Below are 12,469 nucleotides of genomic sequence, written 5' to 3'. Positions count from 1 at the left end.
CAGGACTTCGTGCAAGCCCTGTCAGCACGCCGCCGCGCGAGCTTCATCCGCGTGCGGGAAGTCGTGGTGCGACGAAGCGGTCATGCCTCTGGCGCACAGTCCCCGACAATCAAGCAACGAGCGAGCCAGACCTTTGATGACTCACGCTACTCTTCTGAGTTCCGACTATTCGCACTATGCGGCGCGCGCCGCCGCGGCGCATCCCAAACTCGCCGTGCAGGTGGCGGAGCTTGCGTCCGCGCCGCTGACCCGCGAGCGCATCGACGCCCGCTTTGACATGCTTTGCGCGGAGGCCGCCGGCGGCGCTTCCGTTCCCTTGACCGAAGAGGCACTGAAACGGGCGCTGCGCCGGTTGCGCACCGAGGTGTTTTGCGCCGTGATGGAGCGCGACCTGGCTGGCGAGGCGGACGTCGCCGAAGTCACCGGAGCGATGACCGATCTGGCCGAGACGACGATCCAGCGCGCGCTTGCCGTGCTTTCCGCCGAACTCGAGGCGCTCTTTGGCGAGCCGCGCGGCCCGCAAGGCGAGCGGCTTACTCTGGGCGTGGTCGGCATGGGCAAGCTCGGCGGTCGGGAACTGAACGTGTCGTCGGACATCGATCTCATCTTCATTTATGAAGAGGACGGCGAGACCGCCGGCGGGCAGCGCGCGGCGATCGCCACCCAAGACTTTTTCACAAGGCTCGGCAAGCGGTTGATCGGCGCTCTCGCTGAAGTCACCGCCGACAGCTATGTATTTCGCGTCGACATGCGTTTGCGCCCGAACGGCGATTCGGGGCCGCTCGTATGCAGTCTCGGCATGCTCGAAGAGTATTTCTATGTGCAGGGCCGCGAGTGGGAACGCTATGCGTGGATCAAGGGCCGGCTCGTTTCCGAAGCCACGAGCGAGGCGGCGCGGCGTCTCTCGAAACAGCTTGATGCGATTGTCACGCCGTTCGTCTATCGCCGTTATCTCGACTTCGGCGTGATCAGTGCGATTCGCGCGTTGCATCTGCAGATTCGCCAGGAGGCGCAGCGCCGCGCGTCGATGCGTCCTGACAAGGCCGACGACATCAAGCTAGGGCGCGGTGGCATCCGCGAAATCGAATTTAGCGCGCAGGTGTTCCAGTTGATCCGCGGCGGCCAGGACGCCGGTTTTCGTGTGCGTCCGACGCTCGCCGTGTTGCGGCACGCCGCGACGCATGGGTTGATCGACACGTCGGTCTGCGTGAAGCTTTCGCAGGCGTATCGGTTCCTGCGCGAACTGGAACACCGGCTGCAATATCGCAACGACGCGCAAACTCACGCGATGCCCGTCGATCCCGAGGACCGTGCGGCGCTCGCCCGTGCCATGGGCTGCGACGACTATTCGACGTTGATGGCTCGGCTCGACGCGCATCGCGAGTTTGTCGAACAGCAGTTCGATCAGATATTTGCCGACAAGGTAAGCGGCCGCGATGGCTGCGGCGCCCCCGAAGACGGCGCGGCGGCTTGGGTCTGGAGCAGCGCACTCTCGGACGACAGCGCCGAAGATGCGTTGCGCGCGCGTATCGTCGAACTGGGTGTGGCGGAGCCGGGCGATCTGCTGGCGCGGCTGCGCGGCGTGTGGCAATCGTCGCGCTATGCGGGGCTCGCGGAGCGCAGCCGGCAGCGTTTCGACATTGTCGCGCAGCGCGCACTCGAAGCCGCACGCACGCTGGAGCCGCCCGAGCGGCGCGGCGATACGCTCGCGCGTCTTTTCGATCTGCTCGAAGCGGTGAGCCGGCGCGGTGCGTACCTGGCGCTGCTGACGGAATATCCGCAAGCGCTGCATCGGGTGTTGTCGGTGCTGGGCGCCTCGCGCTGGGCGGCCGGCTATCTGATCCGCCATCCGCAATTGCTCGACGAACTGCTCGACGACGAAGCGATCAATAGTCCATTCGACTGGTCCGAGTTCAAGCGCACGTTGCGCTTGCGGCTTGCAGCCGCGGACGGCGTCGAGCAGCAAATGGACTTGCTGCGCCATGCGCACCAGGCCGAAGTGTTCCGGATTCTGCTGATCGACCTTGCAGGCAAGCTGAGCGTCGAACATGTGAGCGACCGCCTGTCCGAACTCGCCGATGCTGTGCTCGATGTAACGCTCGAAGCCGTGTGGAATCAGTTGCCGAAGCGCCACCGCGAGGTGCCGCGTTTCGCGGTGATCGCATACGGCAAGCTGGGTGGCAAAGAGTTGGGCTATGCGTCCGACCTCGACGTCATCTTCCTCTACGACGATCCCGACGACGCCGCAGCCGATATTTATTCCACGTACACCCGCCGGCTCATTACGTGGCTGACCACGGCGACCGGCGCAGGCACATTGTTCGATATCGACCTGCGCTTGCGGCCGAACGGCGAGTCGGGTTTGCTCGTCACCGATCTGGACGCGTTCCGCCGCTATCAGTTGCGCGAGGGCGACGCAGCCAACACCGCATGGGTCTGGGAGCACCAGGCACTGACCCGCGCGCGTTACTGTGCGGGCGACGCGCAGATCGGCGCGCAGTTCGAGGCGATCCGTGAACAGGTGCTGACCACGCCGCGCGACGCCGCGCAGCTTGCCGCCGAGATTGTCGAGATGCGCGAGCGGGTGATAGCCGGGCACCCTAACCATACGACGCTGTTCGACCTCAAGCATGATCGGGGCGGCATGGTGGATATCGAATTCACTGTGCAGTACTGGGTCTTGCTGCACGCGGCGCGCGATCCCGAATTGATCCGCAATACCGGGAACATTGCTTTGCTGCGCGAAGTGTCGCGCCTCGGGCTGATGAGCGAGGCCGAAGCCGAGACGGTCGGCGCGGCTTATCGCACGTACCGGAAGCTGCAGCACAAGCTGCGACTGGACGGGATGGAGAAGGCGCGCGTGGAGCCGGCTCTCGTCGCGACGGAACGCGATGCCGTGCTCGGACTTTGGGAGCGGGTGTTTGGCGAGCGTTGAAGGAGACGTGCGTTATGGCGGGCCGCGGCACAAGCGCGTGTTGCCGGCGCTTTGTCTGGTGCCGCTTCTACGGTAAAGACCTCTGCCCGCGCTGAAGTCCGGGCGTTCGCCGCAGCCTTGGGACGACTAAGCCGCCAGCATTTCCTTCGCGTGCTTGCGAGTGGTCGGCGTGATTTCGAGCCCGCCCAGCATTCGCGCGACTTCTTCCACGCGGCTCGCCTTGTCGAGGGAAACGACGCTGCTTACCGTACCGCCCTTGCCATTGCCGGTCTTCGCGACCTGGAAATGATGATCGCCCCGTGCGGCGACCTGCGGCAAATGCGTCACGCAGAGCACCTGGCGCGCTTCTCCGAGTTGATGCAATAGCCGTCCGACCACTTCGGCGACGCCGCCGCCAATGCCCGTATCCACTTCGTCGAAGATCAGCGTGGGCGTCGGGCTTGCGGCGCTGGCAATCACGGCCAGCGCAAGGCTGATCCGCGCGAGTTCGCCGCCCGATGCGACTTTAGCAAGCGGCCGCAGCGGCACACCTGCATGCCCGGCAACGCGGAATTCGACCTGCTCCAGCCCATGCGCGCCGCCTTCCGGCAGCGGCACGAGCGCTACTTCGAAGCTGCCGCCTTTCATCGACAGTTCCTGCATGCCCGTGGTGACCGCCGCGCCGAGGGCCTTGCCGGCCTTTGCGCGTGCCTTGGACAGCTTTTTAGCTTCCGCGACGAATACCTCACGCGCCTTCGCTTCTGCTGCATGCAGGCTATCGAGGTCGGCGGCAGCGTCAAGCGCGGCAAGCTGCGCACGGCGTGTTTCGTGTTCGTCGGGCAGCGTTTCGGGCTGCAAGCGGAACTTGCGCGCCGCCGAATGCAATGCGTCGAGGCGCTTTTCGACCTGGGCAAGCCGGTCGGGATCGAGTTCGAGCTTTTGTGCGTAGTGGCTCAGCGAGTACGCAGCTTCCTGAAGTTGAATCTCGGCGGGTTCGAGCGCGGCCAGCACGTCGTTCAAGGCCGGATCGATTTCCGCGAGGTCGCGCACCTTCGACACGATCGACGCAAGATGCGTGATCATGGCTTCGTCCGATTCGGATAACGCAGTCAGCGCGCCTTGCACGCCGTCGATCAAATTCGCCGAATGCGACAGCCGCCGATGCTCCGTGTTAACTTCTTCCCATTCGCCCGGCTGGGGCGACAGCTTGTCCAGCTCCGCAAGCTGCCAGGCAAGCCGCTCGCGTTCCAGTTGCAACTCGCGGTCGCGCGTATGCGCATGCTCGACCGCCTGAACCTTCTCGCGCCATGTGCGCCACGCGCGCGTGACGCCCGCGGAAAGTTCGCTCAGGCCCGCGTGGGTATCGAACAGTTCGCGCTGGGCGTCGGGACGCATCAGCAACTGGTGCGCGTGCTGGCCATGAATATCCACCAGCATTTCGCCGACCTCGCGCAGTTGCGCCAGTGTCGCGGCCGTGCCGTTGATGAAAGCGCGCGAGCGCCCATTTGCATCCACTACGCGGCGCAGCATCACCGTGCCGCCGTTCTGGCCGTCGGCTGCCGACGCGCTGAACGCCTGCTCGTCGAGCCACTGATCCACCTGCGCGTGCGTGTCGAATTCCGCGGTGATGTCGGCGCGGCTCTCGCCGGTGCGAACGACGCTCGCGTCGGCGCGCGCGCCGAGCGCGAGTGCCAGCGCGTCGATGAGGATCGACTTGCCGGCGCCGGTCTCGCCGGAAAAAACGGTAAAGCCGCTGTCGAATTCAAGATCGAGCGCGGCGACGATGACGAAGTCGCGTATCGAGAGGTGGCGAAGCATGAAGGTGGTCTGTGAGCCTGATATTCGGGTTTCTCTGGCGGCGCTTGTATCCGGGCATTCCGCCGGTCAGAGCTTGCCGTCTTCTTCGTGCGACGGGTATTCGTTCCAGTGCAGCTTCTTGCGCAGCGTCGCGAAATAGCTGTAGCCGACCGGATGCAGCATGGGCACCGTATGACGCGAGCGGCGCACTTCGATCGCGTCGCCCAGTTCGAGCGATGTGAACGACTGCATGTCGAAATTGACGTTGACCTCGCGCCCCGAAACGATCTGGATACTGACCTTCGAATCGTCCGGCAACACGATGGGCCGGTTTGACAGCGCGTGCGGCGCGATCGGCACGAGTACGATGCCCTGCAGCTGCGGATGAAGAATCGGCCCTTGCGACGACAGCGCATAAGCCGTCGAGCCGGTGGGCGTTGCTACGATCAGGCCGTCCGAGCGCTGGTTGTACATGAAGCGCCCGTCCACCGAAACGTGCAGTTCCGCCATGCCGGAGAAGCCGCTGCGATTGACCACCACGTCGTTGAAGGCAAGCGCGTGATAGATCGGATTGCCCTGGCGCATGATGCGCGCCTCAAGCAGCACGCGCTCCTCGCGTTCGAAGTTGCCCGCCAGCATTTGCGGCACGATCTCGCTCATGTCCGAGATCGGGATGTCGGTAATGAAACCCAGCCGGCCGTGATTGATGCCGATGAGCGGAGTGCGGTAAGGCGCCAGTTGCCGCCCGATGCCCAGCATCGTGCCGTCGCCGCCCAGCACGATCGCCACATCTGCACGCGCGCCGATCTCGGCCGGACGCAGCGCCGGATACTCGGTGACGCCGATTTCCGCGGCGGTGTCGGCTTCGAAAAAGACTTCGAAGCCGCGCTTCGCGATGCAGGAGGCGAGCGCCGTCAGGGGCTCGCGAATGCCCGGGGTGTTGTTGCGCCCGACGAGCGCCACGGTCTTGAACTGGCTGGTTACTTGCATGCCGGCATTACACCATAGGTAAGGCCCGAAAAGAACCGCGCGCGGACCCGGTGGCCCGCCGGCACGCGCAGGCCGCCAGCGCAGTTAGGGATTATCGTTAGAATGGTGAAGCCTTGATGACATGCGCGCCCTGCAAACTGCAACGGCGCGCTGCGGGCGGGGCCGTCGGCAACAGGGCTGGCGGCGCACCGGACCGAACGCGGCACCGGGCGTTGAGACCGGCGCTGAAACCAGCGCAAGACGCAGTCCTGGCGAGCGGCGGTTGATCCGCCGGTGTTGGGCGCCGTTAGCGCTCGCGGTAGTCGCACCATTGAGCTAAAATTTTCCGTCATGCTAGATCCTCGCGCACAAACCCTCCTAAAAACTCTGATCGAGCGCTACATTGCCGAAGGTCAGCCGGTCGGCTCGCGCACGTTGTCGCGCTATTCCGGCCTGGAGCTGAGTCCGGCGACCATCCGCAACGTCATGTCGGACCTCGAGGATCTGGGCCTTGTGATCAGCCCGCATACTTCGGCTGGACGCATTCCCACGCCGCGCGGCTACCGGCTTTTTGTCGACACAATGTTGACTGTCGAGTCGGCCGCAGACGAAGAAGCAGTCACGCGTACCGTCAAGACTACGCTGCAGGCCGGTGAGCCGCAGAAAATCGTCGCCGCGGCGGCGAGCGTGCTCTCGAATCTGTCGCAGTTTGCCGGGGTCGTGCTCACGCCGCGACGCAGCCACGTGTTCAAGCAGATCGAATTCATGCGCCTGTCCGACAAGCGCATTCTGCTGATCATCGTTACGCCCGAAGGCGACGTGCAGAACCGCATGATGGCGACCCAACGCGACTTCACGCCGTCCGAACTGGTCGAAGCGTCCAACTACATCAACGCCCACTTCGCCGGTCTTTCGTTCGACGAAGTGCGCCGCCGCCTGCGCGAAGAGATCGACCAGTTGCGCGGCGACATGACCACGCTCATGCACGCGGCCGTCACCGCGAGCACCGACGAATCGGACACTGGCGAGACCGTGCTCATTTCGGGCGAGCGCAATCTGCTCGAGGTCGCGGATCTTTCCTCGGACATGGCGCGCTTGCGCAAGCTCTTCGATGTGTTCGATCAAAAGACCAGTCTCCTTCAGTTGCTGGATGTGTCGAGTCATGCGGCTGGCGTGCAGATCTTCATAGGCGGCGAGTCGAACCTCGTGCCTATCGAGGAAATGAGCGTCGTTACCGCGCCGTACGAGGTGAATGGCAAGATCGTCGGCACACTTGGCGTGATCGGACCCACGCGAATGGCCTACAACCGCGTGATCCCGATCGTGGACATCACCGCGAGACTGCTCTCGCTGACGCTCAGTCAGCAGTAGCGCGTCGCCGCTGCGGCGTTTCGTCCAGTACATGATGCGCGAGCCGGCGCCGCCTGCCAATTGGCCGAACGGCCAGGGGTCTCCAGGGCGCGCGGCCACGAGGCGCGCCGCTATAATGAATCTCACCTGATTCCACTTCCCGCCTTGAGCGGTTATTCCTGCTGCCTATGCGCTTCGACCTCGAGCGGCCCTCGCAGAACGCCACGTCGCACCGCGTTGCCGTGCTGCTGATCAATCTCGGCACGCCCGACGCGCCAACGCCTCGAGCGGTTCGCCGCTATCTCGCGCAGTTCCTTTCCGATCCTCGCGTGGTAGAAATTCCGGCGCTGCTGTGGCAAATCATTTTGCGGCTTCTGATCCTGCCGTTCCGGGGTCGCGCATCCGCGAAGAAATATGCGGCCGTGTGGATGCCCGAAGGCTCGCCGCTGCGCGTCTACACGGAAAAGCAGGTGGAAGGTTTGCGCCACCTGCTGCAATTGAATGACTACACGGTGCTCGTCGAGTACGCCATGCGCTACGGCACGCCAGGCATTCCCGCCATGCTCAATCAGCTGAAGCTCGCCGGTGCTGAACGGGTGCTGCTGGTGCCGATGTATCCGCAATACTCGTCGTCGACCACGGCGACCGCGTTCGACGACGCGTTCTCCGCCCTGAAGCGCATGCGTAACCAGCCCGAGATCCGCACGGTTCGCCAGTACGCCGATCATCCCGCGTACATTTCAGCGCTTGCTGCGCAGGTGCACCACTACTGGCATCTCCATGGTCGTCCGGATTTCGCGGCCGGCGACAAGCTCGTTCTCAGTTTTCATGGCGTGCCCAAGCGAACACTGGATCTTGGCGATCCGTACCACGAGCAGTGCCAGACGACAGGCGCGCTGCTGATGCAGGCGCTCGGCCTCACGCCGGTGGAGTGCCGGATCACGTTCCAGTCGCGTTTCGGCAAGGCGGAGTGGTTGCAGCCGTATACGGCACCCACGCTGAAGGAGCTCGGGGCAGCAGGCGTGCGGCGTGCTGACGTATTTTGTCCCGGCTTCACCGCTGATTGCCTCGAGACGATCGAAGAGATCGGCATGGAAGTGCGTGACGAGTTCCTGCATGCCGGCGGCAAGGAGTTCCATCGCATTCCTTGCGTGAACGCGTCGCAGGCGTGGATTGCCGCGCTTGGCGAAATCGTCGCGCAGAATCTGCAAGGCTGGCCGGTGCAGGCGGTCCCCGTACCGCATCACACTCCGGCTTGAGCACGCTTATGAACTACCGAATTTCGACGGAACCGGGCGCGAAGCTGCGCATCGACAAGTGGCTTTGGGCGGCACGCTTCTTCAAGACGCGCTCGCTTGCCGCGGACGCGGTCGAGAAGGGACGTGTGCGCATAGGCGGAGCCAACGTGAAGCCGGCCAAGGACGTGCGGGTCGGCGATCTCGTCGAGATCGAAATTGAGCGGTTCGTATGGCAGGTGCAGGTGCAGGTGCTGGGCGTATGCGACGTGCGTGGCCCAGCGAGCGTAGCGCAGACGCTTTACGCGGAGACGGACGAAAGCCGGCAGAAGCGGCAGGCCGAGCACGAGCGCCGCAAGACCTATCGCGAGCCGGCCGAGGCACTACACGGCCGCCCGACCAAGCGCGACCGCCGGACTATCGACAGATTTTCAGGTGGGGATTGAACAGTTGTTCCATGGTCGCGTTCACGCCGCCGTATTCGGTTGTGTGATCGTTGACCGCCCCAGACATACAGATGGTCGTGGTGCCCGCAACGAGTACCAGTGCGACCACCGAGATTGCAAAGGTCAGTTTCACGGTACCCCCTTTTGGGATGGTGCGGAAAAGAAACGAGCTAGCCAGGTGGAAATTGCAAAAAGGCGGAAAGGTTTATGTCAGATTAGGGTTAACGCTGTTTTTCCGCCGCGTAACTGGAGCATAGGTCACTTGCACGCCGCGCTCAATCTGAATCTGATCGCCGCGCACTCATGGTTGTAACCGCGCGTTTCGGCCGGCTGCTGCCGGTTTGAAAATTTCGGCGAAGGCGCTTGAAATGGCGCATTTGCGGCCCCAACTGCCGCTTCGATACGTGGTAGCGCGCCTGGATAACTGTCGCGATTTTGCAACGCACAAATCGCGTTGGTGTCATGCGCCGTTGCTGCCGTTGGCTTTTAATTTTTTAACGACTTTCAGCGACATGGAAAACACGCAAGAGAACCCGACGAGCCAGAATCCCACGCCCGCGGACGAAACCGCGCGCCAGGCCGCCGAGGCGGTCACGCCCGAGCAGGAAGCCGCTGCGAGCGTCGCCACGGACACGCCGGCAACGGGTGCGGAAGCTGCACTGGCCGAAGCGCAGGCGAAGATCGCCGAATTGCAGGAAAGCTTCCTGCGCGCAAAAGCCGAGACGGAAAACGTGCGCCGCCGCGCGCAAGAAGACGTTGCGAAGGCACATAAGTTTGCAATCGAGAGCTTCGCGGAGCATCTGCTGCCGGTGATCGATAGTCTGGAAGCAGCCGTCGCTCACTCGACCGACGACCTGCAGAAAGTGCGCGAAGGTGTCGAACTCACGCTGCGTCAGCTCACAGGCGCGCTGGAGAAGGGCCGCGTCGTCGCGCTGAATCCGGTGGGCGAGAAGTTCGACCCGCACCGCCATCAGGCTATCTCCATGGTGCCGGCCGACCAGGAGCCGAACACGGTTGTCGCCGTGTTGCAAAAGGGCTTTGTGATCGCGGATCGCGTACTGCGCCCGGCGCTCGTCACTGTCGCCGCACCGAAGTAAGGCCGGTTTGCTCCGTATTCCGTTCGGGTTTCGCTGGCGTTCGCTAGACACAGCCGTAGACAACGAGTAGGCACCAAGTAGGCATCGTCATGGCCAAAATTCCCGTCGACGCAACCGCGTTTTCGGCGTTTGACATGCAGGAGCTAAGCGCCGAGTCATTCGACGCTAGTCTCGCCGAAGCGGGTGACCAACTCGCGGTGGTGTTCTTCTGGGGACTCGACTGCTTCAACTGCGAGATCGCCAAGAAGGCCATGCTTGCGCAACCGGACGCGATCCGCGCGCTCGGCCTGCGGTGGTTTCACAGCAATGTCTACGAGCACCGCGAGCTTGGCCGGCGTTTCATGCTTCATGGTGTGCCGACGTGGTTCTTTTTCCACCGCGGCAAACGGCTGGGTAGGGCGACAGGCTGGCACGGCCTCGCGCAGTTCGAGGCGGCGGTTGCCGCGGCGCGCGAGAAGATCCGCCCGGCCAATGCCGCAGGCGGTACGCAAACCGACGGAGCGGATTCGGGCAAAAGTTCGGCCGATTGAAAAAAATTAAAGACCGCATCGCAAAAGAGGTCTTGAAAACGATGCGGACGCACTTATGTTGAGTGCAGGTATGAATTTAGGGCGGATTGCCTTGCCGCCGGACGGCAAACAGGGCGATTCCCGCAGCGATCAAAGTCAGGAGATTAGTAAAAATGGGCAAAATCATCGGTATCGACCTCGGCACGACCAACTCGTGCGTGGCGATCATGGAAGGCAATTCGGTCAAGGTGATCGAGAACTCGGAAGGTGCACGCACCACGCCGTCGATCATCGCCTACATGGAAGACGGCGAGATTCTCGTCGGCGCGCCTGCCAAGCGTCAGTCGGTCACGAACCCGAAGAACACGCTGTACGCGGTTAAGCGCCTGATCGGCCGCCGCTTCGAAGAGAAGGAAGTTCAGAAAGATATCGGCCTGATGCCGTACAAGATCATGAAGGCCGACAACGGCGACGCATGGGTCGAAGTACGCGATCAGAAGCTCGCTCCGCCGCAGATCTCCGCGGAAGTGCTGCGCAAGATGAAGAAGACCGCTGAAGACTACCTCGGCGAGCCGGTCACCGAAGCTGTGATCACGGTTCCCGCGTACTTCAACGACAGCCAGCGTCAGGCAACCAAAGATGCAGGCCGCATCGCCGGTCTGGAAGTCAAGCGCATCATCAACGAACCGACCGCAGCCGCGCTCGCGTTCGGTCTCGACAAGAACGAGAAGGGTGACCGCAAGATCGCCGTGTATGACCTGGGCGGCGGTACGTTCGACGTGTCGATCATCGAAATCGCCGATGTCGACGGTGAAAAGCAGTTCGAAGTGCTGTCCACGAACGGTGATACGTTCCTCGGCGGTGAAGACTTCGACCAGCGCATCATCGACTACATCATCGGCGAGTTCAAGAAAGAGCAGGGCGTCGATCTCTCGAAAGACGTGCTCGCGTTGCAGCGCCTGAAGGAATCGGCTGAAAAGGCAAAGATCGAACTGTCGTCGAGCCAGCAAACCGAAATCAACCTGCCGTACATCACGGCCGACGCGTCGGGTCCGAAGCACTTGAACCTGAAGATCACGCGCGCCAAGCTCGAAGCGCTGGTTGAAGAACTGATCGAACGCACGATCGAACCGTGCCGCGTCGCTATCAAGGACGCAGGCGTGAAGGTCGGCGAAATCGACGACGTGATTCTGGTCGGCGGTATGACCCGCATGCCGAAGGTGCAGGAAAAGGTTAAGGAATTCTTCGGCAAGGACCCGCGCCGCGACGTGAACCCGGACGAAGCCGTGGCCGTTGGCGCCGCGATCCAGGGTCAGGTGTTGTCCGGTGACCGCAAGGACGTTCTGCTGCTCGACGTGACCCCGTTGTCGCTCGGCATTGAAACGCTCGGCGGCGTGATGACGAAGATGATCAACAAGAACACCACGATCCCGACCAAGCATTCGCAGGTCTACTCGACGGCTGACGACAATCAGAGCGCCGTGACGATCAAGGTGTATCAGGGCGAACGCGAAATGGCGGCGGGCAACAAGCTGCTGGGCGAGTTCAACCTTGAAGGCATTCCGCCGGCACCGCGCGGCACGCCGCAGATCGAAGTGAGCTTCGACATCGACGCGAACGGCATTCTGCACGTCGGCGCGAAAGACAAGGCGACCGGCAAGGAAAACCGCATCACGATCAAGGCGAACTCGGGTCTGTCCGAAGCCGAAATCGAGAAGATGGTGAAGGACGCCGAAGCGAACGCGGAAGAAGATCACAAGCTGCGTGAGCTGGCGGACGCCCGCAACCAGGGCGACGCGCTCGTCCACAGCACGAAGAAGGCGCTCACCGAGTACGGCGACAAGCTGGAATCCGGCGAGAAGGAAAAGATCGAAACCGCGCTGAAGGACCTGGAAGACGCACTGAAGAGCGGTTCGACCGACAAGGCTGCACTCGAAGCCAAGATCGAAGCGGTGGCGACTGCCTCGCAGAAGATGGGCGAAAAGATGTACGCCGACATGCAGGCTGCGCAAGGTGCCGAAGCTGCGGCAGCAGGCGCGGCGGGCGCGAGCGCGGGCCCGTCGGCTGGTGGCGCGAGCCAGCAGCAGGACGACGTGGTCGACGCCGACTTCAAGGAAGTCAAGAAAGACTAAAGCCAGGTCGCATTCCGACC

General features: G+C 62.9%; 10 protein-coding genes. 7 read left to right on the top strand and 3 right to left on the bottom strand.

Features of this window, described 5'->3' with window-relative positions; all coding sequences use genetic code 11:
* The first annotated feature begins 82 nt into the window (after window positions 1–82).
* On the top strand, window positions 83–2,935 hold the full coding sequence (glnE, locus tag ACTJLB_RS29145) for a bifunctional [glutamate--ammonia ligase]-adenylyl-L-tyrosine phosphorylase/[glutamate--ammonia-ligase] adenylyltransferase (protein WP_440785314.1): 2,853 nt from the start codon (window positions 83–85) through the stop codon (window positions 2,933–2,935).
* Window positions 2,936–3,061: 126 nt separating this feature from the next.
* On the opposite strand, the gene recN is transcribed toward glnE, so the two are convergent.
* Window positions 3,062–4,732 (bottom strand): DNA repair protein RecN, encoded by a 1,671-nt coding sequence (gene recN / locus ACTJLB_RS29140; protein ID WP_408193630.1) that lies wholly within the window; start codon window positions 4,730–4,732, stop codon window positions 3,062–3,064.
* Between the two features lie 66 nt (window positions 4,733–4,798).
* Window positions 4,799–5,701: an NAD kinase gene (locus tag ACTJLB_RS29135; RefSeq protein WP_027804895.1), complete on the bottom strand. Its 903-nt coding sequence runs from the start codon at window positions 5,699–5,701 to the stop codon at window positions 4,799–4,801.
* Between the two features lie 330 nt (window positions 5,702–6,031).
* Between ACTJLB_RS29135 and hrcA the strand changes: the two genes are divergently transcribed.
* The 3 genes from hrcA (at window position 6,032) to ACTJLB_RS29120 (ending at window position 8,711) form a co-directional block, all read left to right on the top strand.
* Entirely contained in the window at window positions 6,032–7,051 is a 1,020-nt protein-coding gene (hrcA, locus tag ACTJLB_RS29130) for a heat-inducible transcriptional repressor HrcA (RefSeq protein ID WP_020069705.1), read from the top strand.
* 167 nt (window positions 7,052–7,218) lie between these two features.
* Entirely contained in the window at window positions 7,219–8,289 is a 1,071-nt protein-coding gene (gene hemH, locus ACTJLB_RS29125; RefSeq protein ID WP_310354195.1) for a ferrochelatase, read from the top strand.
* Between the two features lie 8 nt (window positions 8,290–8,297).
* A complete protein-coding gene (locus tag ACTJLB_RS29120; RefSeq protein ID WP_440785313.1) occupies window positions 8,298–8,711 on the top strand; it encodes an RNA-binding S4 domain-containing protein in 414 nt (137 codons plus the stop codon).
* Here ACTJLB_RS29120 and ACTJLB_RS29115 read toward each other — a convergent pair.
* Window positions 8,683–8,844 carry a hypothetical protein gene (locus ACTJLB_RS29115; RefSeq protein ID WP_006047884.1) on the bottom strand — a complete coding sequence of 54 codons (162 nt, stop codon included), beginning with the start codon at window positions 8,842–8,844 and terminating at the stop codon, window positions 8,683–8,685. The two genes, ACTJLB_RS29120 and ACTJLB_RS29115, sit on opposite strands and share 29 nt — an antisense overlap.
* 379 nt (window positions 8,845–9,223) lie before the next feature.
* Between ACTJLB_RS29115 and grpE the strand changes: the two genes are divergently transcribed.
* The 3 genes from grpE (at window position 9,224) to dnaK (ending at window position 12,449) form a co-directional block, all read left to right on the top strand.
* The gene (gene grpE, locus ACTJLB_RS29110) at window positions 9,224–9,808 is read left to right on the top strand and encodes a nucleotide exchange factor GrpE (RefSeq protein WP_027804896.1); all 585 of its coding nucleotides are present in this window, start codon (window positions 9,224–9,226) and stop codon (window positions 9,806–9,808) included.
* Between the two features lie 89 nt (window positions 9,809–9,897).
* On the top strand, window positions 9,898–10,338 hold the full coding sequence (locus ACTJLB_RS29105) for a thioredoxin family protein (protein WP_440785311.1): 441 nt from the start codon (window positions 9,898–9,900) through the stop codon (window positions 10,336–10,338).
* A gap of 152 nt (window positions 10,339–10,490) precedes the next feature.
* Window positions 10,491–12,449, top strand: coding sequence for a molecular chaperone DnaK (gene dnaK, locus ACTJLB_RS29100; protein ID WP_088173103.1), 1,959 nt, complete (start codon window positions 10,491–10,493; stop codon window positions 12,447–12,449).
* Window positions 12,450–12,469 lie beyond the last annotated feature (20 nt).

This window comes from Paraburkholderia sp. 22098, from assembly GCF_052045935.1.
GTDB classification, from domain to species: Bacteria; Pseudomonadota; Gammaproteobacteria; order Burkholderiales; family Burkholderiaceae; genus Paraburkholderia; species Paraburkholderia caledonica.
This window is presented reverse-complemented; position numbering and strand designations above follow the sequence as displayed.